Annotated in this window: 20 protein-coding genes and 1 pseudogene; 11 read left to right on the top strand and 10 right to left on the bottom strand. The window is 72.0% G+C overall.

What is annotated here, in order from left to right:
* Window positions 1–50: 50 nt before the first annotated feature.
* The 4 genes from ACZ7CH_RS14980 to ACZ7CH_RS14965 form a co-directional block, all read right to left on the bottom strand.
* Window positions 51–1,193 carry an MFS transporter gene (locus tag ACZ7CH_RS14980; RefSeq protein ID WP_470374139.1) on the bottom strand — a complete coding sequence of 381 codons (1,143 nt, stop codon included), beginning with the start codon at window positions 1,191–1,193 and terminating at the stop codon, window positions 51–53.
* 99 nt (window positions 1,194–1,292) lie between these two features.
* Window positions 1,293–1,739 carry a thioredoxin family protein gene (locus ACZ7CH_RS14975; RefSeq protein WP_360384256.1) on the bottom strand — a complete coding sequence of 149 codons (447 nt, stop codon included), beginning with the start codon at window positions 1,737–1,739 and terminating at the stop codon, window positions 1,293–1,295.
* 53 nt (window positions 1,740–1,792) lie between these two features.
* Entirely contained in the window at window positions 1,793–2,155 is a 363-nt protein-coding gene (locus ACZ7CH_RS14970; RefSeq protein WP_360384254.1) for a rhodanese-like domain-containing protein, read from the bottom strand.
* 88 nt (window positions 2,156–2,243) lie between these two features.
* Window positions 2,244–3,182, bottom strand: coding sequence for a LysR family transcriptional regulator (locus ACZ7CH_RS14965; RefSeq protein WP_470374138.1), 939 nt, complete (start codon window positions 3,180–3,182; stop codon window positions 2,244–2,246).
* 182 nt (window positions 3,183–3,364) lie between these two features.
* On the opposite strand from ACZ7CH_RS14965, the gene ACZ7CH_RS14960 reads away from it, so the two are divergent.
* The 3 genes from ACZ7CH_RS14960 (at window position 3,365) to ACZ7CH_RS14950 (ending at window position 6,365) form a co-directional block, all read left to right on the top strand.
* Entirely contained in the window at window positions 3,365–4,045 is a 681-nt protein-coding gene (locus ACZ7CH_RS14960; protein ID WP_360384250.1) for a tRNA-dependent cyclodipeptide synthase, read from the top strand.
* Window positions 4,046–4,049: 4 nt separating this feature from the next.
* Window positions 4,050–5,345, top strand: a complete 1,296-nt coding sequence (locus ACZ7CH_RS14955; RefSeq protein WP_470374137.1) for a purine-cytosine permease family protein — start codon at window positions 4,050–4,052, stop codon at window positions 5,343–5,345.
* Between the two features lie 84 nt (window positions 5,346–5,429).
* Window positions 5,430–6,365: a LysR family transcriptional regulator gene (locus ACZ7CH_RS14950; RefSeq protein WP_470374136.1), complete on the top strand. Its 936-nt coding sequence runs from the start codon at window positions 5,430–5,432 to the stop codon at window positions 6,363–6,365.
* Between the two features lie 69 nt (window positions 6,366–6,434).
* On the opposite strand, the gene ACZ7CH_RS14945 is transcribed toward ACZ7CH_RS14950, so the two are convergent.
* Window positions 6,435–7,835 carry a M1 family metallopeptidase gene (locus ACZ7CH_RS14945; RefSeq protein WP_360384244.1) on the bottom strand — a complete coding sequence of 467 codons (1,401 nt, stop codon included), beginning with the start codon at window positions 7,833–7,835 and terminating at the stop codon, window positions 6,435–6,437.
* A 210-nt stretch (window positions 7,836–8,045) separates the two neighbouring features.
* On the opposite strand from ACZ7CH_RS14945, the gene ACZ7CH_RS14940 reads away from it, so the two are divergent.
* From ACZ7CH_RS14940 to ACZ7CH_RS14930, 3 genes and pseudogenes are all read left to right on the top strand, one after another.
* Window positions 8,046–8,495 (top strand): hypothetical protein, encoded by a 450-nt coding sequence (locus ACZ7CH_RS14940; protein ID WP_360384242.1) that lies wholly within the window; start codon window positions 8,046–8,048, stop codon window positions 8,493–8,495.
* 37 nt (window positions 8,496–8,532) lie between these two features.
* Window positions 8,533–9,264 (top strand): annotated as a pseudogene (locus tag ACZ7CH_RS14935) (histidine kinase); the annotation flags it as partial.
* Window positions 9,265–9,681: 417 nt separating this feature from the next.
* Entirely contained in the window at window positions 9,682–10,326 is a 645-nt protein-coding gene (locus tag ACZ7CH_RS14930) for a response regulator transcription factor (RefSeq protein WP_360384238.1), read from the top strand.
* Here ACZ7CH_RS14930 and ACZ7CH_RS14925 read toward each other — a convergent pair.
* On the bottom strand, window positions 10,319–10,777 hold the full coding sequence (locus ACZ7CH_RS14925; RefSeq protein WP_360384236.1) for an RDD family protein: 459 nt from the start codon (window positions 10,775–10,777) through the stop codon (window positions 10,319–10,321). The two genes, ACZ7CH_RS14930 and ACZ7CH_RS14925, sit on opposite strands and share 8 nt — an antisense overlap.
* A 91-nt stretch (window positions 10,778–10,868) precedes the next feature.
* Window positions 10,869–11,276: an SRPBCC family protein gene (locus tag ACZ7CH_RS14920; RefSeq protein WP_360384234.1), complete on the bottom strand. Its 408-nt coding sequence runs from the start codon at window positions 11,274–11,276 to the stop codon at window positions 10,869–10,871.
* A gap of 169 nt (window positions 11,277–11,445) precedes the next feature.
* On the opposite strand from ACZ7CH_RS14920, the gene ACZ7CH_RS14915 reads away from it, so the two are divergent.
* On the top strand, window positions 11,446–12,234 hold the full coding sequence (locus ACZ7CH_RS14915) for a PRC and DUF2382 domain-containing protein (RefSeq protein WP_360384232.1): 789 nt from the start codon (window positions 11,446–11,448) through the stop codon (window positions 12,232–12,234).
* 21 nt (window positions 12,235–12,255) lie between these two features.
* Here the strand turns inward: ACZ7CH_RS14915 and ACZ7CH_RS14910 are convergent, their stop codons facing one another.
* From ACZ7CH_RS14910 to ACZ7CH_RS14900, 3 genes are read right to left on the bottom strand one after another with little or no spacing between them, the layout of a single operon-like run.
* A complete protein-coding gene (locus tag ACZ7CH_RS14910; protein ID WP_360384230.1) occupies window positions 12,256–13,089 on the bottom strand; it encodes a PaaX family transcriptional regulator in 834 nt (277 codons plus the stop codon).
* On the bottom strand, window positions 13,079–13,966 hold the full coding sequence (locus tag ACZ7CH_RS14905; RefSeq protein WP_470374135.1) for a fumarylacetoacetate hydrolase family protein: 888 nt from the start codon (window positions 13,964–13,966) through the stop codon (window positions 13,079–13,081). Before ACZ7CH_RS14905 ends, ACZ7CH_RS14910 begins: the two co-directional genes overlap by 11 nt.
* A gap of 33 nt (window positions 13,967–13,999) precedes the next feature.
* Window positions 14,000–14,422 (bottom strand): RidA family protein, encoded by a 423-nt coding sequence (locus ACZ7CH_RS14900; RefSeq protein WP_470374134.1) that lies wholly within the window; start codon window positions 14,420–14,422, stop codon window positions 14,000–14,002.
* A 40-nt stretch (window positions 14,423–14,462) separates the two neighbouring features.
* Here ACZ7CH_RS14900 and ACZ7CH_RS14895 point away from each other — a divergent pair, with 40 nt between their 5' ends.
* From ACZ7CH_RS14895 to ACZ7CH_RS14880, 4 genes are read left to right on the top strand one after another with little or no spacing between them, the layout of a single operon-like run.
* The gene (locus ACZ7CH_RS14895; RefSeq protein ID WP_360384224.1) at window positions 14,463–14,945 is read left to right on the top strand and encodes a cupin domain-containing protein; all 483 of its coding nucleotides are present in this window, start codon (window positions 14,463–14,465) and stop codon (window positions 14,943–14,945) included.
* On the top strand, window positions 14,942–15,838 hold the full coding sequence (locus ACZ7CH_RS14890; RefSeq protein WP_360384222.1) for an acyl-CoA thioesterase: 897 nt from the start codon (window positions 14,942–14,944) through the stop codon (window positions 15,836–15,838). Before ACZ7CH_RS14895 ends, ACZ7CH_RS14890 begins: the two co-directional genes overlap by 4 nt.
* A gap of 26 nt (window positions 15,839–15,864) precedes the next feature.
* Window positions 15,865–17,451: an AMP-binding protein gene (locus ACZ7CH_RS14885; RefSeq protein WP_470374133.1), complete on the top strand. Its 1,587-nt coding sequence runs from the start codon at window positions 15,865–15,867 to the stop codon at window positions 17,449–17,451.
* On the top strand, window positions 17,448–19,841 hold the full coding sequence (locus ACZ7CH_RS14880; protein WP_470374132.1) for a bifunctional salicylyl-CoA 5-hydroxylase/oxidoreductase: 2,394 nt from the start codon (window positions 17,448–17,450) through the stop codon (window positions 19,839–19,841). The genes ACZ7CH_RS14885 and ACZ7CH_RS14880 overlap by 4 nt, the downstream gene beginning before the upstream one ends.
* The last annotated feature ends 7 nt before the right edge of the window (window positions 19,842–19,848 follow it).

Here is a 19,848-nt window from a genome sequence, read left to right as displayed (position 1 = left end):
TGCGGGCCTTCACGCCGGTCAGCCCGATGTGCGCGGACCGGCGGGTGGCATCACCCGGTGTGCTGCGGAACCCGGTTCGCCACCGGGGTCCGCAGCACCACCAGCAGCGGCAGCACCATCACGGCGGCGGCGGCCGCGCCCAGTGCGGTCGGTTCGGTGTCGAGGACGAGGCCGCCGACGGTCGCACCGCCCGCCACGGCCGCGTTCCAGGAGGCGATCGTCAGCGACTGCGCCGAGTCCGCCGTGCGGCCCGCTACCAGTGCCGTGACCGCCTGGAACGCGGTCGGCGCACCACCGAAGGCGAAGCCCCACAACGCCATCGCGAGCAGCAGGGGCGCGGAGCCGTCGGCGAGCGGCACCAGCGCGATGGCCACCGCCGCCGCGGCCGGGCACGCCACCAGCACCCCGCGCGGGAACCGGTCCAGCGCACTGCCCACGGCCAGGAGGCCCATGACCGCGGCGAGACCGAACACCAGCAACGCCGTGCTGAGCAACCACTCCCTGCCCACCCGCTCCAGCGCGGGACCCAGGTACGTGTAGAACATGTTGTGCGCCAACGAGAACGTGAGCACCATCAGCACGACCGGGACCATGCCGGGCACGCGCAGCGCGGCGGGGATGCTGACCCGCACCGGTTCGGGCGCCACCGGGGGCACCGCCGCCGACACCCACCCGAGCAACGGCACGGCGATCACGCCCATCAGCACGAACGCCCACCGCCACCCCACCAGCTCACCCAGCACGGTGCCCGCCGGCACGCCGACGGCGAAGCCCAGCGGGGTACCGGCCATGGCGACCGCGAGTGCGCGCCCGGACAGGTGCGGTGGCGCGAGCCGCATCGCGTACACCGCGACCAGCCCCCACATCACGCCGGTGATCGCGCCGGAGGCGATCCGCATCGCCAGGACGAGGCCGTACCAGGGGGAGACGGCGATGACGAGGTTGGTCAGGCCGAAGCCGAACACGAGCCCGAGCAGCACGGGCTTGCGCCGCAACCGGGAGGTGAGCGCGGTCAGCGGCACCGCGGCCAGCGCGGTGGTGAGGGCGTAGCCGGTGACCAGGTGACCGGTGGTCGAGGGCGGCACGCCGAAGTCGGCGGACATGCCCAGCAGCAACCCGGCGGGCAGCACCTCGGTCAGGCAGCCGAGCAGGACGATCACGGACAGCGCGAGCAGCGCGCGGTACGGGAGCACGGCCGGCTCCTTTCGCAGGGAAACGCGGCGGCAGGGGCGCCGCGGTGGCCGGGTGGGCGAACGGCCGGCGCCCTGGCACGAGGGCGCCGGCCGGCCGCGTCAGCCCTTGGCGAGCTGGGCGTCGATCCACGACCGCAGCGCGGCCTCGCCGCGGTACCCGACGTTGCGCGAGCCGGGGAGCTCCGCCGCGTTGCGCATCGGGACGAGCGTGGGCAGGTACTGGATGCGGTACTTGGAGGACAGGTCGCGGCTGACGTCGACGTCGACCTCACCGAGCAGGAACCGGCCGTCGTACTCGGCGGCGAGCCGTTCGATGACCGGCTTCATCTGCCGGCACGGACCGCACCAGGTGGCCCCGAAGTCGAGGACGACCAGCTTGGTCCGGGAGATCTCCAGGATCTCGGCGTGGTTGGCGGAGGTGACCTTGACGACGTTCCCGTCGGCCGTGACCGACGGGGCCGCGGAGGCGGGTGCGGCCACCAGCAGGGTGGCGGCGACCGCGACGAGGGCGACGCCGACGTGGCGCAGCCGGGTGAGCAGGGACATGGGTGAACTCCTCGGGTGTGGCAGGGTGAGGCGGCGGAACGTCTCGGGAGCGCTCAGGCGCTGGAGGTGTCCGAAGTGGACGTCGGCAGGCCGGCACCGACCCAGTCCTCGATGCCGCCGCGGTACTTGCGCACGTGGGCGTACCCGAGCTGGGCCAGCCGGGCGCCGACGAAGTCGCTGTTGCGGCACGGGGCGTTGGCGCAGTAGACGACGATGTCCGCGGACTTGTCGGGCAGCACGTCGGGGGCGTGCCGGTCGGTGAACGCCGCCGCGTCGTCGTAGGGATAGCCGGGGATGTTCACCGCACCCGGCAGGTGCTCCCTTTCGTAGTACGCCACGGGCATGGTGTCGACCACGACGAGCGTGCCCGTGTCGATGCCATTCCTGAGCTCGTCGCGGGTGATCAGCGGCAGCATGGCAGAAGTCCCTTTCCGGCTCCTCGGCGCAATTGCGGCGGTCCACCGAGTGTGTCCACGCCGTGCCACCGCGCCCAATGCCGCTCGGCTATGCCGTGCCGTTATCCGCCTCCAGCCACGCGCGGTAGACCGCGTTGTCGCGGGCGAGTTTCCGGTAGGAGCTCACCGCGGCGGCGTGCACTTCCTCGAATTGCGCGGCCAACGGGTGGTCGGTGCGCCACAACAGCAGGTGCTGCACCGTCATCGGCGTTCCCGTCAACGGCCGCAGCACCATTCCCGGCGTTTCCGGCGTGGTCGGCTGGACCAGGCACACCCCGTGCCCACCGGCGACCAGGCGGAACCGCAGCGTGTCCACGTCGTGCGCGATGCGCGGGGTGAACCCGTGCGCCAGGCACATCTCCCTGAACACGATCCGGCAGCCGTCGCCGCAGCTCGACACGATCCACCGCTCGTCGGCGAGGTCCGCGAGGTCGACCGCGGCCGCGCCGGTGAGCCGGTGCCACGACGGCAGCGCCACGAACGACGGCTCGGTCACGACCCGCGCGGCTCGCACCGCACCGGGCACCGCCAGCGTCCGCGGCCCGCAGACCAGCACCAGCGCCAGGTCCACGCACCGGTTCACCACCTGCTGCACCAGCCGGCTGTGCGACATGTCCGCCCTGGTCGTCAGCTCGTGACCGGGCATCAGGTCGAGCACGCAGCGGAACACGTCCGGTGCCAGCGCGCTGTCGTTCCAGCCCACCCTGACCCCCGTGGCGGCCTGCTGGTGGGCGCGGAAGTCGCGGTCCAGCTCGTCGAACGCGGGGATGATCGCCTCCGCGCGGGCCAGCACGAGCGCGCCGATGCGGGTCGGTCGCACCCCGCGCGGGTCGCGGTCGAACAACCGGTCGCCGACGAGTTGTTCGATGCGCCGCAGCTGGTGGCTGACGGCGGGCTGCGGGAGGCGGAGCTCGCCCGCAGCCCGGTTGAGGCTGCCCGCGCGTGCGATGGCGAGCAGCACGCGCAAATGCCGGACCTGGAGTTCCATGCACCTCATTACGCTCGGTCCGCGGCGCCCTGTCACCAGACCGTTCAGCTCAATCCTGGACAGCGCATAAGGCCGCGGCATGACCGTTCGGCATTACCTGCCGGGTGGACTGCTCCGCATAGTGGTCGGAATCCGGACTTTCCGGTTTCCCTGCACCCCTGTGAAATTCCTCGGAGCCAACGGTGTTGCTGACAACCCCGCTGACCGAGCACTGCGCGCGGCCGTTGCGAAGCGGCCGGCACGTGTGCGTCGGCGTCAGCCCGTTCAACAGCTACTTCTCGGTCGAGCGCATCACCGCGCTGGCCCGCTGGGCGATCGCCGAGTTCGAGCGCTTCCACTTCTTCATCCCCGACCACGCGGCGGCCTTCACCCTGGAGGCACTGGGCTACGACCCCGCACGCGCCAGGACGAAGGCACGCCGTCAGGGCCAGTACGTGGTCAACAAGGTGTGCCGCGCGCTGTGGGACGTCGGTGTCGCCCGCCCGGAGGACCACGTGCTCGACGGCACGACCCTGGCCGAGAACCCGTGCTACCTGCGGCTGCTGACGAACGGCCACGACCTGTTCGACCACGACGAGGAGTTCGCCGGCCACTGCCTGGACGCCACCCGCTGGGTGCTCGACCGCAAGCTGCCCGACGGCGAGGTGCCCACGGAGGTCCAGCTGCGCAGCGCCGTGCGGTACTTCCTGGCCGAGCTGCCCCTGTTCGTCGACACGCCCGCCATCACCGGGACCGAGAGCTCGGTGTTCGCCTACCACCAGCGGGTCAAGTTCCTCGAGCTGCTCTACGCCCGCGAGCTGACCTGGCAGCCGCACCCGAACCAGGGCTTCGTGCTGCTGCAGTCCGACGACGAGGAGAGCTGACCCCGTGCACGACGACTACTCGCTGCGCCGGCTGCCCGACTCGGCGCGCTGCTCCTGGGTTTCCGTGGCGGTGCAGCGGTTCGGGCAGGTCTCCTCGTTCCACCAGTTCCTGCTCGGCGCGGTCCTGGGCTTCGGCATGACGTTCCGGGACGCCGTGCTGGCCATCACGCTCGGCGCGGTGATGCTGGAGGTCGTGACCGTGCTGATGGGCGTGGCCGGCATGCGGGAGGGCGTCTCCACGTCCGTGCTCGCCCGCTGGGCCGGGTTCGGCGGCCGCGGCTCCGGCCTGGTCGGTCTGCTCGTCACGCTGAGCCTCGCCGGGTGGTTCGGCGTGCAGAACGACGTGTTCGCCCACGGCCTGCACTCGTTGATGGGCGGCCCGCCGGTGTGGGTGTGGGCGGTGTTCGGCGGGATCGTGGTGACCGGCATCGTCGTCGCCGGCTTCCACACCATGGCCTGGACCGCGTACCTGACGGTGCCGGCGTTCCTGCTGCTCGCCGGGTACGCGATCACGCAGGAGTTGCGCCGCCACGACCTCGCCGACCTGGTCGCCATGCCGCCGCCGGGCCCGGCGCTGTCCGTCGCCCAGGGCACGACCCTGGTCGCGGGCGCGTTCATCATGGGCGCGGTGATGACGCCGGACATGACCCGGTTCAACCGGCGCGTGAGCGACGTCGTCAAGCAGACGCTGATCAGCGTGACGCTGGGGGAGTACCTCATCGGCCTGACCGGGGTGCTGCTCGCGCACGCCGCCCGCAGCGCCGACGTGGTCGCCGCCGTCACCTCGACCTCCGGTGTCCTCGGCACGCTCATCCTGGTCACCGCGATCATGAAGATCAACGACTGGAACCTGTACTCGGCCTCGCTCGGCCTGGTCAACACCGTGGACGTGCTGCTGGGCCGCACGCTCACCCGCACGCGGGCCACGCTGGCGCTGGGCGCGCTGGGCACCCTGCTGTCCGCGCTGGGCATCCTCGACCACTTCACCACGTTCCTGACGTGGATCGGGATCATCACGCCACCGGTCGCGGGCATCGTGATCGCCGAGTACTTCGTGGTCCGCACGTGGCGGCGCGAGCTGGCCGAGTGGGGCGCGGTCGGCGAGCTGCCACCGGCCCCGCCGGACTGGGTGCCCGCCTCCCTGGTGTGCTGGGCGGTCGGTGCGGCGGTGGGCGCGTTCGTGCCCGTGGGCATTCCGACGATCAACTCCGTCGTGGTGGCGTTCGCGCTCTACGCTGCGATCGGGAGGACCGCCGGCATCCTGCGACCGCCCGGCCCCCGCGTCACCACCCCCGGCTGACCCGGCATCTGCAAGTACCACCGCAACCAGCAGGGGATCAGGGAACGGAAGAAACACGTAAAGGTGTGGACGGGGTGTGACGGCATGGAGCTCGACGTCCACCACCTCCGGCTCGTGCGGGCGATCGGTCAGACCGGCAGCCTGTCCGAGGCGGCGGTGGTGCTCGGCATCAGCCAGCCCGCGGTGAGCGGGAAGCTCAAGCGGCTGGAGAACGCGCTGGGACAACGCCTGTTCGACCGCGGCCGCGCGACGGCGGTGACCCCGACCCCGACCGGTGAGCTGCTGATCAGCCGGATCGCCGCCGTCCTGCCGCTGATGGAGGGGCTGGTGCACGACATCGAGTCGCGCACCAGCCCCGGTTCGTCGCGGGTGCGGGTGGGCGGGGCGTGTTCCCCGATCCTCGCCCACCTGCCGGCGATCGCCGCGGCCCGGCTGCCCCGCGGCGAGGGCGCGTCGCTGCTCGACAGCGAGTGCCGCGACCTCGTGGTGGACCTGGTGGCCCAGCGGCGGCTGGAGATCGGCGTGGTCAAGGACTACCCGGGGTTCGAGGCGGCGGTGCCTGCCTGCGTGGACACCGCGGTGATCGCGCTGGACCCGACGATGGTGGTGCTGCCGGAGGACCACCCGCTGGCACGCCACAAGGTCGTGCGGCTCGACCAGCTGGCGCAGGAGGAGTGGGTGCTGCCGCCACCGGACTCGGCGCGGTTCCACGAGTACTTCCGCGCCACCTGCCGGGCCGCCGGGTTCACGCCCAGGGTCCGGCACGTCGCGGAGAACTACTCGACGACCGTCGCCGCGGTCCGCACCGGCGCGGTCGGGTTGTCGCAGGCCATTTGCGAGGGGCACCAGCAGGTGGCGGTGCGGCTGCTCGCCGACGACGCGTTGGAACGGCGGTTCCTGCTGCTGTGGCACCGGGAAGGCGTCGTGGCCGAGCACGCGCGCCCGGTGCTCGCCGACGCCGCGGCGGCTTACCGGGCCGAGTGCCACGCCTCGCCCGTCTACTCGCGCTACCTGGCCTGACGCCAGGTGTGAGCCGGCCGGTCTCGGGGATCCGGCCGGCTCACGGTTCCCCGGGCCGGGGTCGTGTGGTCAGCCCGGGAAGCCGGTGGGCGCGGTCGTGCCGTCGACCCAGGCCGCGAAGAACGGCTCCAGGTCCATGTCGGCCACCGCCGCCGTGTAGAGCTCCCAGTCGTGCCAGCCCTGGTTCCAGTTGTCGTTGATCTCCGGGAACTCCCGCAGCACGGCGAAGAACTTCTCGTCACCGATGTGCTTGCGCAGCGCGTGCACCATCAGCACGCCCTTGTCCGACACCGAGAACTCGCGGCCCCTGCCCGGATCGGACAGCTTGCGCGCCCAGAACGCCGCACCCGCCCGGTCGACCGCGGCCCGGTAGCGCTGCTCGACGTCGACACCGTGCCGCTGCTCGTCCCACAGCCACCCGAGGTAGCGCGCGAACGACTCCGGCAGCGGCTGGTCCTTCCACATCTTGATGGCGAGCTTGTTGCCCCACCACTGCGCCGCGACGGCCCGCACGAGCGCGGACTCGTCGGCACCCGCCCCGAACACCGCGCGGCCCTGCGCCGGGTGCGCGTAGCCCAGCCGGTCCGGCACGTACAGCCCACCGGTCGACGCGTACGGGAACGGACCCAGGTAGGTGGTCAGGAACTCCACCACCGCGGGCAGCTTCGCCGCCGGCTCCGTCGCGTTCGCACCGGGCGCGAAGGCGTCGAGGACCGGTGTCCGCCCGGCGACCGACTCCCGCACGGTGTACCGGTCGATGCCGATCATCGTGGCGGACGGGGCGATCGGGGTGTTCTCCGCCCACGTGACGGTGGACCCGGAAACCGACTCGCGCACGCCGTTGGACACCGCGGTCCACCCGCCGGGAACGGTCGCGGTGACGCGGAACGTGGCCTTGTCCGCGGTGGTGTCGTTGACCGGGAACCACGTCGTGGCCGAATGCGGCGCACCGGCCGCGAACGCGCCACCGGTCACCGAGGTCCGCCACCCGGTCCAGCCGCGCGGGGTGAGCTCGGCCTGCGGGCGTCCGCAGTAGACGACGGTGACGGTGAACTCGGCGCCCTCGGTGAGCACCTCCTTCGGCGTCACGACCAGCTCGTGCTCCCCGGTCCGGCTGAACGCCGCCGCGACGCCGTTCACCTGCACCCCGCTCACGGTCAGGCCGCGCAGGTCGAGGTTGAACCGGCTGAGCCGCTGCGTCGCGACCGCCCGCACGGTGGTCCTGGCGGTGAGGAAGCGGATCGCCGGGTCGTAGGTCAGGGTGACGTCGTAGTGCGCCACGTCGTACCCGCCGTTGCCGTCGGTCGGGTAGTACGGGTCGACGCCGAGCACGGTGCCGTTGGGAGCGACGTGGACGTAGCCGTCCGTGCCGATCGTGTCGTCCTGCGCCGCGGCGGTCGCCGGGCACACGGTCAGGCCGCACAACAGCAGGGTGACCGGCGACGCGAGCCGCCGGATGCGCACAGCCATGGGGAAACCTCTCGGGATCGGGTTCGAATCCCCGTCAGTCTCTGCGGCCGTCGTCCCGCCGCCCACTGCCGTTCACCCATGCCGCCGCGTTATCCCGACCCGCCATGCTCAGGCTGCCGCCGGAGGCCCGCAACCGGTGCCCCGTCCGAAAGTACTAGATCCGAACCCGTTGTGCTGCAATGCTTTCCGCCACGTCCTACGGTCGTGATCATGACTACTGCAACGGGCAGGACCACGCCGCCGGGCACCATCACCGCGGCGTTCGCGGGGTTCCTCGTGTCCAGCGTCTCCGCTGTCGCGGCCGTGGGCATGTTGGTGGGCACGCACGACGAACTCGTCGAGGCGCTGCGGGCCGCACAGCCGTCCCTCACCGAGGACCAGCTGCAGAGCACCGCCACCGCCACCCAGGTCGTGTTCGCGAGCATCGCGCTGGTGATCGCGCTGGTGCAGCTGTGGCTCGCGTTCAAGGTCAGGTCGGGGCGCAACTGGGCCAGGGTCGTGCTGACCGTCTTCACCGTGTTCCAGGTGGCGGCCGTGCTGTTCGGCGAGGGCACGACGCTGCCGGCCTACGGGGGTGCGCTGGCGGCAGCGGCGGCGGTGGTGGCGAGCTACCTGCCGGCGTCCAACGCCTACGTCGACGCGGTCAAGCGGGCGGGGTAGCGGGATCACCGCCGGGGGACGGGGCCAGAATGCCGGTATGACCGCAGGCGTACCGACGGCACGGCGGAGCGTGTTCGTGGCGGAGGTCGGCGCGCTGCTCGCGGCGCAGGCCGTGGACGCGGTGCTGGTGGTGCAGGCGGACGCCGTTCCGCGTGGGATCACCGGGTCGCTGCTCACGGTGGTGCTGCCGTATGCGGGCTCGGCCACGGCCGTCCTCGCCGTGCTGCGGCGCCGGTTCCCGCGCAGGGTCGAGCTGCTCGCGGGCGCGGTGGTGGGGCTGTCGCTGCTCGGCACCGCGGTCGCGGGCCTGGCACCGCGGGCTCCGCTGCAACCGGTGGTGACCGAGGTGCTGGCGGTGCTGCTGGTCGCGGCGGCGGGGTGCCGGCGGCTGCCGGTGTGGCGGGCCGCCGCGCTCGCCGTCGTCGCCGGTGCCACAGTGGTGCTCGCACCGAGCGTGCGCTACGGCCTGGACTACCCGGCGGCTTTGTTCCCGGTGGCCGCCGCGCTGGCGTGGGGAGCGGCGCTCGCGCTCGGCCTGATCCTGCGCGACGCGGACGCCCGGCACCGCCGGGAGCTGGAGCGCATCCGCACCGAGGACCGCCTGCAGCTCGCGCGGGACCTGCACGACCTCGTCGCGCACCACGTGACCGGGATCGTGGTGCGCACCCGCGCCGCCCAGGCGCTGGCCCAGCAGCCCGTCGAGGTGTTCGACGAGATCGAGCACGCCGCCGCCGAGGCGCTGACCGCCACCCGCGGCTTGGTCGGCGTGCTGCGCAGCGACGACCCGCTGCCGTCGCCGAGCCTCGTGCTGGGCGACGTGGTGCGGGCGGCGGCGGGCACGGACGCGGCGGTGCACGTGGCCACCGACGTGGAGGCGCTGCTCGTGCCGGCACAGGTTTCCGTGGCGCTGCACCGGGTGTTGCTGGAGGCGCTGACGAACGTGCGCCGGCACGCGACCGCCACCGAGGTGCGCGTCACGGCCAGGTCCGACGGGGACGAGCTGGTGCTGGAGGTCGAGAACGACGGCGTGACCGGGGAAGCAGCGGACGGCGGGCACGGTGTGCTCGGGATGGGAGAACGGGTGGCCGCGCTGGGCGGGGAGCTGGTCGCGGGTCCACGGGGGAGTGACCGCTGGGTGGTCACCGCACGGGTGCCGCTCGCGTTCGACACCCTGCCGAGGGGTCTGATGACCATCCGCGTGCTCATCGCCGACGACCAGACGTTGGTGCGCACCGGTTTCCGGCTGGTCCTCGACGCCGAACCGGGCATCAAGGTGATCAGCGAGGCCGCCGACGGCGAGGCGGCCGTGCGGATGGCCCGGCAGCTGCGCCCGGACGTGACGCTGATGGACATCCGCATGCCGAAGCTCGACGGCCTGCGGGCGACCGAGCTGCTGGCCGGTCCCGGCGTCGAGGACCCGTTGCGCGTCCTGGTGGTCACGACCTACGACCTCGACGAGAACGTCCACGCCGCCCTGCTCGCCGGTGCCTGCGGCTTCCTGCTGAAGGACGCCCGCCCTCGGCTGCTGGTGGAAGCCGTGCACGCGGCCGTCAGGGGAGAGGCCCTGGTCTCGCCCGCCGTGACGGTCCGGCTGCTCGCCCACTTCACCGGCACCGGCGGCCGCGAGCAACCTCCGACCCCGCTGACCGGCCGCGAGCTCGACGTGGTGCTCGCCGTGGCCCGCGGCTGGACCAACGCCGAGATCGCCGACCGCCTCAGCGTCTCGCTGTCGACGGTGAAGTCGCACCTCACCAACGTGCAGGCCAAGCTCGGCGCCCGCAACCGCACCGAGATCGCGATCTGGGCCTGGCGCACCGGCCTGCTCAGGTGACCGCCCGCACCACCACGGTCCCGGCCACCACGTCGCCGAGCCGCTGGTGCCGCGGCGTCACGGCGATCAGCACCGCCCCGACCAGGCCGAAGAACATCCCGTCCACGGCCATCAGCACCCACCGCACCAGGTAGTCCCGCAGCGACGGCTGCCCGCCGCGCAGCGTTGTGATCCGCAACCCCAGCCACCGCATGGCCGGGGTTGCGCCGCCGTGCCGGTGCGGGTACCAGATCTCCACCCACAGCACGCCCAGCAGCGACACCGTCACGAGCACGCCCGTCGGCAGCACGAAGAACACCTCTCCGGGTGCGCCGAGCTTGATGAGCGCCATCGCCAGCAGCAGGCCGAGCACCATGCCCAGCAGGCCGGCCACCACCAGCAGCGCGAACTCGATGAGGTGCTGCCAGTACCTGCGCAGGACGATCGATCGGGACTCGGCGTCGGTGAGCACCCGGAGATGGTGCCAGGGGCGAGTTCTCGGTGGTGCGGTGCCTGGCGCCGGTGCGGTCGTGGCGTTCGGAGGGGTTACCCGGGCCGGGCCGTCAGCCGGTCGAGCGGTCATCGGCGGCCGCGGTCTGGGTGAGCACGGCAACGGTCTCCTCGAGCCCGCGCTGCACCTCGTCGCCCTTCGCCTCCCGCACGCTGTGCAGGCTGACGGTGATGCGCGACCTCCCCGGCGCGACCTCCTCGACGTGCAGCTCGCCGTGGTAGTCGTCGGGGCCCTCGGCACCCCATTCCAGCCGCCGCTGCTCGGTGTCGGGCCGCACCCACGCCTCGCCCTCGACGTGGTGGCCGTGCACCTCGGCCTCGACGTGGACCTGCTCGCCGCCCTCGGGCTCCGCCGCGGTCATCTGCGGGAAGTAGCGGGGGAGGTTCGTGGGGTCGGCGAGGAAGCTGAACAGGGTGTCGGCGGGGATGTCGGCTTCGGCGGTGTGCGTGTAGGTCGTCATGGCAGCGGGGGTACCCGCTGACCCGCCCGTCTGCACGTCGTCACGCTCCGGCAACGTGAACCACCTTCGGGGGAAGAGGTGTCACTGGATGGGCGGTATCCCGGGACCTGCCACCGGTGGCGGGGTACCTCGCGATCACAGAGACGCCAGCGACGCGAGAGGAAGAACGATGATCGATCGGACCCAGCTCGAGGCCCTGTACGACTGCGACGTCATCGACAACAAGGGCGAGCGGATCGGCTCGGTGAAGCAGTTGTGGCTCGACGACGAGGACGGCCAGCCGACCTGGGCCCAGGTCCACACCGGACTGTTCGGGCTGCGCGAGAGCTTCGTGCCGATCCAGCAGGCGCGGGTCAGCGCGGGCGCGATCACGGTGCCGGTGGACAAGGAACTGGTCAAGGAGGCGCCGAAGATCGACGTCGACGGTGACAAGATGTCCGACGCCCAGCAGGAGGAGCTCTACCGGTACTACGGCATGATCCCGAGCGCCAAGACCGGGGAGCACGACCGGCTCAGCCACGAGACCCGCGGCACGCGCGACAGCGGCATGAGGGACAGCGGCACGAACGACAGCCGCACGAGGAGCGGCCGCGAGGGCGACGGCATGTCCGTCACGCGGTCCGAGGAGCACCTCGAGGTCGGCAAGCGGCAGGTCGAGGCGGGACGGGTGCGGCTGGTCAAGCACGTCGTCACCGAGCAGCGCAACGTCACCGTGCCCGTGTCGCACGAGGAGGTGCGCGTGGTGCGGGAGCCGGTGGACGGCCCCGTGAAGGACGCGTTCGAGGAGGAGGCGGCCGAGGTGACGCTGCACCGCGAGGAGCCGGTGGTGCAGAAGCGCGCCGAGGCCGTGGAGCGGGTGCGGCTGGAGAAGGACGCCGTCACCGAGCAGCGGCAGGTCAGCGGTGAGGTGCGCAAGGAACGCGTCGACGTCGAGCGCGACGACCAGAACCGCCGCTGAGGAGCAGCACCGGAGCGGACATCAGCCGCGCGCGTGGAGCACGGCCAGTGCGTGCTCCCGCGCCGGTGCGCTCAGCGTGGTGTTCAGCTCCTCGAACAACGCCTCCGCGGTCACGCCGTTCCACCCCGGCGGCAACAGGGCCAGGGGAAGGCCGGGATCGCTGTAGGGCAGGCGGCGCCACTGGGTCAGCATCGGCACGTAGGTCCGGAACGCCCCCAGGGCTCCGGCCGGCGGTGTGTCGAGCACGGGCCGGTGGCGCCGCACGAAGTCGGCGTACAGGTCGGCCAGCTCGTCGAGGTCCCACCACGACCGCACCTTCGAGCGCAGGTCGCCGAACGCGAAGTGCCGGCCCGCGAAGATGTCCACGTACTCGGACAGGCCACGGCGCTCCAGGGTCCTGCGGGTCTCCACGGCGAGGTTGCCCGGCGCCACCCACACGCCCGGCGAGGCGGTGCCGAAACCCAGCTGGGTCAGGCTGGTGCGCAGCGCGTGGCGCTTGTCGCGTTCGGACTCCGGCACGGAGAACACCACCACCAGCCAGCCGTCGTCGGTGGTGGCGCGCCTGCGTTCGAAGATCCGGGCGTCGCCCTCGGCGAGCGCCTCCAGGGTCGGTTCGGCCAAGGCGTAGCCGGCGGCGCCGTCGCGGCGGTCGCTGCGGACCACGCCGCGGCGCTTCAGCCGGGAGATCGACGACCGCACGGCCTGGCCCTCCACGCCGAGGTCCGCCATGAGCTGCACGACCGACGCGACGGACAGCCAGTTGTCCTCGCCGCGCGCGTAGAGGCCGAAGATCGTGACGATGAGCGGGCCGAGCCGGTCACGACCGGCGGGTGCCACGTCCGCGTCACTGTTCACCGCGAGGTTCAGCGCCCTCTCCTTCCCGGCTGAGATCCGTGAGGGTGACAGTGTTGCGCAGCTCGCCGAGACCGCTCGCACGTGTCACCACCAGGTCGCCGTCGCACAGGAAGAGCTGCGGGTCACGGGCGCTGCCGATGCCGCTGGGGGTGCCGGTGAGGACCACGTCCCCTGCGCGCAGGGTCATGCCGCGGCTCAGCTCGGCGATGATCCGCGCGAACGAGAACGCCATCTGCGCGCTGGAGGCGTTCTGCAGCAGCTGCCCGTTGACCTCGCACTGCACCTGCATGGCCGTGAGGTCCACGGAGTCGGTCGTCGTCACCCACGGGCCGAGAGGCATCGTGCGGTCGATGCTCTTGCCCTTGAGCCACTGGCCGCCGTGCGCGCGTTGCAGGTCGCGCTGGGAGACGTCGTTGGCGACGAGGAAGCCGAAGACGTGGTCGAGGGCCTTCTCCTCCGGGATGTTCCGGCCGTCGCGGCCGATGACCAGCGCGATCTCGGCCTCGTAGTCCCACTGCACCGACAACGCCGGGTCGTAGGCGATCGGGTCGGTGGGGCCGATCACCGTGTCCGGGCCCTTGGTGAAGAACGTCGGCCGCTCGGGCACCGCGACCGGGTCCTGCCCCTCCCGCCTGCCCCGCGACTCCAGGAAGTGGTCGAGGTAGTTCCAGCCGGTGCACAGGACGTCGCGGTTGAAGCGGTGCAGCGGCGACTCCAGCCGCACCTCGGACAGCGGCAGGACCTCCCCGCGCTCACCCGGTGGTGCCCCGCGCACGACGTCGTCGACCGCGGTGGCCAGCAGCGTGATCGACTGCTCGGTCTCGTCGACGAGACCGGCCCTGCGGACACCGTCCACGGTCACTGATGCGAGCTTCACTATCGCGCCTCCATTTCGCTGATCATGGAAACGCTATTTCTGAATTGGCGTGATCAGGCGGTCTTCGGGGATCACCGCGACGCCCAGGATCTCGATCATGGCCTCCGGTTGCCACAGCGCGGTGCAGCCGATGCCGGCCATGGCGGGGTAGACCGGGCCGGCGAGCTCGCGCCACACCGCGCCGATCTCCTTGCCGTTGGCCTGGTAGTCGGGGACGTCGGTGAGGTAGATCGTGATGCTGACCAGGTCCTCCGGCACGCCGCCCGCAGCGCGGAGGGTGGTCAGCACGTTGCCGAACGCCTGGCGGAACTGCGCGACGATGCCGCCCGGCACGATCTTCATCCCGGCGTCGGTGGCCGTCTGCCCACCCAGGTGCAGCGTCGTGCCCGCCAGGGTTCCGTGGGAGTAGCCGCTCGGCCGGGGGAGCTCGGCGGGGTTCACCGCTAGAGGCCTCATGCGTATTGACAATATCTGACGGAGGTGAAGAATGCGATATATGGAGCCCGACCTGAGCAGGTACCAGCTCGAAGGCGACAACTCGACGTACCGACTGCCCAGCGGCCTGGTCGCGCCGGTGGTGACGCGGGGCGGCAGCGAGAACCCGGACACCGCGAACTCCGGCGGCGCGATCCGCATCTCCGGCGTGAGCATCCAGCACACCCCGGCCACCCGGCTGTGGTTCGGCAAGGTCACCAACGAGCCTGGCTACCGCTCGGTCACCCACCACCACGGCGAGGCCGAGACCGGCGGGTACGTGCTGTCTGGCCGGGCGCGGATCTACTTCGGCGACAGGTTCGAGGACTACGTCGACATGGAGGAGGGCGACTGGGTCTTCGTGCCGCCGTTCATGCCGCACATCGAGTGCAACCTCTCCCGCAACACCCCGCTGACGTGGATGACGACGCGGACCCCGGAGAACATCGTCGTCAACCTCGACGACGTGCCCGACGAGGACCTGCGTGACTGGCTGACCCGATGACCGCGGGCACCTCCGCGTTCTTCACCTCGGCGATCACACTGGAGCGGGCCGAGCCGGAGCACTTCGACCTGGCGTTCACCGCCGTCACGCAGCCCTGCCCGTGGCCCAAGGCCTACGGCGGCGACCTGGTGGCGGCGGCGGTGGCCGCGGCCGTGCGGTCGGTGACCGACGGCAAGGTGCTGCATTCGATGCACAGCTACTTCCTGCGCCCGGCCGACATCGGTGCCGAGGTGCGCTACGAGGTGGAGCTGCTGCGCGACGGCCGGGGCTACAGCACCCGGCAGGTCCGCGGCTACCAGAACGGCAAGCCGCTCTACGCGTGCCTCGCGAACTTCGCCGCGGGGGAGACGGGCGGCACGTTCGCGGCCGGGCTCACCGACGACCTGCCCGGCCCTGAGGAGCTGCCCAGTTCGGCGGCCTACCTCGCGGACCGCGCCGGCGGCACCATGACCGAGGAGTCGAAGCACTACTGGTCAGCCGGTCGCAGCTTCGACGTGCGGCACGTGCCCGGCCCCGTCTACCTCGCCGTCGAGGGCGACCGGGTGCCGCACCAGGCCGTGTGGCTCAAGCCGTTCGACCCGCTGCGCCCGGTCGAGGGGCTCACCGACGCCCAGCGCGATGTCGCCGCATTGGCCTACATGTGCGACTACACGATCCTGGAGCCCGTCCTGCGGGTGCTCGACCTGCCGTGGGCCCGGCCGGGACTGGTCACCGCGAGCCTCGACCACGCCATGTGGTTCCACCGCACCGGCCCGGTCGACGACTGGCTGCTCTACGTCCAGGAGGCCGTCGCCGCCGACGACGGCCGCGGCCTGGGCTCCGGCCGCTTCTTCACCCGCGACCGCAGGCACCTCGCCACCGTCGCCCAGGAGGGCATGATCCGCGCCGCTTGACCCCGCCGCCGCCGGAAGGACCCGCCATGGACACCTTCGCCCGCGACCACCTCCCGCCGCCGGCGCTGTGGCCGACCATCGAGTTCACGACGCCCGAGCTGGCCTACCCCGACCGGCTCAACGCCGCCGCGGAGCTGGTCGACGTCGCCGCCGCGCGGTTCGGGCCCGGCCGCCCGGCGCTGCGCACCCCGGCGGGCGAGGTGTGGTCCTACGGCGAGCTGCGGACCCGTGCGAACCAGGTCGCCCACGTGCTCGTCGACGACCTGGACCTCGTTGCCGGGCAACGGGTCCTGCTGCGGTCGCCGAACAACCCGTGGACGGTGGCCGCGTGGCTCGGGGTGCTCAAGGCGGGCGGTGTCGTGGTCACCGCCATGGCCGCGTTGCGCACCCGTGAGCTCACGCCGGTCGTCGAGCGGACGCGTCCGTCGATCGCGCTGACCGATCCCCGGTTCGCCGCGGACGTGCGGGCCCTGCCGGGGCTGACCGTGGTGACCCACGACGACCTCGCGGCCCGCGCCGAGCGCAAGCCGGCGGAGTTCACCGCCGTGGACACCGCCGCCGACGACGTGGCCCTGCTGGCGCCGACCTCGGGCAGCACCGGCTCACCCAAGATCACCGCGCACTTCCACCGCGACGTGCTCTCCATCGACAACACCTTCGGCCGGCACGTGCTGCGGCTGGTGCCGGACGACCTCGTGGCGTGCACGGCGCCGTTCGCGTTCACCTTCGGCCTGGGCATGCTCGTCGTGTTCCCGTTGCGCGCCGGTGCCTGCGCCCTGCTGACCGAGACCGCGACACCGCCGCAGGTCGCGGACCTCGTCGCGGAGCACGGCGTCACGGTGCTCGCGACGGCACCGACCGCGTACAAGGCGATCCTGCGCGACGGCGCCGAGCAGAAGCTCGCGGGCCTGCGGGTGGCGGTGTCGGCCGGTGAGCACCTCCCGCTGGAGACCTGGCAGCGGCTTCAGGACCGGCTGGGGCTGCGCGTGATCGACGGCATCGGCGCCACGGAGCTGTTGCACATCTTCATCTCCGCGGCCGGGGACGACATCCGCCCCGGTTCCACCGGCAGACCCGTGCCCGGCTACCGCGCCACCGTCCTGGGGCTCGACGGCGAGGAGCTCGGCCCTGGCGAACCCGGCCGGCTGGGCGTCATCGGCCCGGTCGGCTGCCGTTACCTCGACGACCCGCGGCAGGAGGACTACGTGGTGGGTGGCTGGAACGTCACCGGCGACGTCTTCCACCGCGACGAGGACGGCTACTTCCACTACCACGCCCGCAGCGACCACATGATCGTCTCCTCCGGCTACAACATCGGCGGCCCCGAGGTGGAGGAGGCCATCGACACGCACCCGGACGTGCTGGAGTCCGCCGTCGTCGCCAAGCCCGACGAGGAACGCGGCTCGATCGTGTGCGCGTTCGTGGTGCTGCGCGAGGGCGTCGAGGCCGGTGCGGCGAAGGCCCGTGAGATCCAGGACCACGTCAAGCGGACGATCGCGCCGTACAAGTACCCGCGCGAGGTCCGGTTCCGCACCTCGTTGCCCCGCAACGCGAGCGGCAAGCTCCAGCGGTTCGCGCTCCGCAGGATCGTCGAGCAGGAGGTGCCGGCGTGAGGATCGCTGTCGTCGGTGGTGGGCCCGGCGGGCTGTACTTCGCCGCGCTGATGAAGCAGCTCGACCCCGCCCACGACGTCACCGTGTGGGAACGCGACGCGGCCGGCGTCACGTTCGGCTTCGGCGTGGTGTTCTCCGACGAGACGCTCGGCGGGATCGAGAACGCCGACCCGGAGTTCGCCGACGCGATGGCCAGCCGGTTCGCGCGCTGGACGGACATCGACATCCACTACCGCGGCGAGAGCCACACGGTCGGAGGTCAGGGGTTCGCCGCGATGAGCCGCAAGGAGCTGCTCGGCCTGCTCCAGCGGCGGTGCCACGACCTGGGGGTGGCCGTGCACTTCTCGGCGACCGCGCCCGACGTCCGGCTCCTGCGCGCGGACCACGACCTGGTCGTCGGCGCGGACGGGGTGAACTCGCTGGTGCGCCAGACCGCCGGGGACGTCTTCGGCTCCACCGTGGACCGCCGGCGCAACAGGTACATGTGGCTCGGCACCGACCGCGTCTTCGAGGCGTTCCAGTTCTTCATCAGGGACACCGAGTGGGGCACCGTGCAGGTGCACGGCTATCCCTACTCCGACAGCGGTTCCACGTTCATCGTCGAGATGCACGAGGACGTCTGGCGCCGCGCCGGGTTCGACACCGGCGAGCAGTTCGCGCCGGGTGCGTCCGACGACCGCGCCGTCGACCGGATCCGCGAGCTGTTCGCCGAGGAGCTGGGCGGCCACGAGGTGTTCGCCAACAACTCCAAGTGGCTCAGCTTCGCGACCGTGCGCAACGAGCGCTGGCACGACGGCAACCTCGTCCTCGTCGGCGACGCCGCGCACACCGCCCACTTCTCGATCGGCTCCGGCACCAAGCTCGCGATGGAGGACTCCCTCGCGCTGGCCGCCTGTCTGCACGAGCACCCGGACGTCGGGACCGCGCTGGCCGCGTACGAGGCCGAACGCCGTCCCGTCGTGGAGTCCACCCAACGCGCCGCGCAGGCGTCGCTGGAGTGGTTCGAGAACATCGGCATGTACACCGGCCAGGAGCCGACCCGGTTCTGCTTCAACCTGCTGACCCGCTCGCGCCGCATCACCCACGACAACCTCCGCACCCGCGACCCGGAGTTCGCCGACCGCGTGGACGCCGCGTTCGCCGCCGCCCAGGGCCTCCCGGCCACCGCGCCGGCGATGTTCCAGCCGTTCCGGCTGGGCGGGCTGGAGCTGAAGAACCGGGTCGTCGTCTCACCGATGGACATGTACTCGGCTGTCGACGGCGTGCCCGGCGACTTCCACCTCGTGCACCTGGGCTCCAAGGCGATGGGCGGCGCTGGCCTGGTGATGACCGAGATGGTGTGCGTGTCGCCGCAGGGCCGCATCACGCCGGGCTGCACCGGTCTGTGGAACGACGAGCAACGCGACTCGTGGGCGCGCATCGTGTCGTTCGTGCACTCGCGCAGCACCGCACGCATCGGGTTGCAGCTCGGCCATTCCGGCCGCAAGGGCTCGACCCGGCTGATGTGGGAGGGCATGGACGACCCGTTGCCGGAGGGCGGCTGGGAGACGGTCGGGCCCTCGCCGCTGCCGTACGGTCCCGCCTCATCCGTTCCGCGCGAGCTCACCCGCGCCGACCTGGACGAGCTCACCCAGTCGTTCACCGAGGCCGCCCTGCGCGGTGCCGAAGCGGGTTTCGACCTGCTCGAACTGCACTGCGCGCACGGCTACCTGCTGTCGTCGTTCCTGTCGCCGCTCGCGAACCGGCGCACCGACGCCTACGGCGGCTCGCTCGCGAACCGGTTGCGGTACCCGCTGGAGGTCTTCGGCGCCGTCCGCGCGGTGTGGCCGGCCGGGCGCCCGATGATCGTGCGCATCTCCGCCACCGACTGGGCCGACGGCGGCACCACCGAACACGACGCCGTGGAGATCGCCCGCGCCTTCATCGCCCACGGCGCGGACGCGATCGACGTCTCCTCCGGCCAGGTCACCGCGGACGAACGCCCGGCGTACGGCCGCTCCTACCAGACCCCGCTCGCCGACCGGATCCGCCACGAGGCCGCCGCCACCGGCACGGCCGTCATCGCCGTCGGCGCCATCGCGTCCCACGACGACGTGAACTCCATCCTGCTGGCCGGTCGCGCCGACCTGTGCGCACTCGGCCGCACCCACCTGTACGACCCGCACTGGACGCTGCACGCGGCCGCAGAGCAGGACCACCGCGTCGACTGGCCGGTGCAGTTCCAGGCCGGCAGCCGGAAACCACCGTCGGCGCGCACCGACGCGGTCCGCCCGCGGCTGTCGCTGCTGCGGGCGGACCCGCCGGAGCGCACCGTGCACCTGCGGTGGACACCGCGCAGCGCACCGGAGCGGGTCCGGGACGAGCCTCCGGCCACCGGCACCCGCGTCTGACCGGCGT

The organism is Lentzea sp. NPDC037011 (assembly GCF_055607425.1).
Note: the sequence above shows the minus strand (reverse complement) of the source record. Positions and strands in the feature narration are given on the sequence as shown.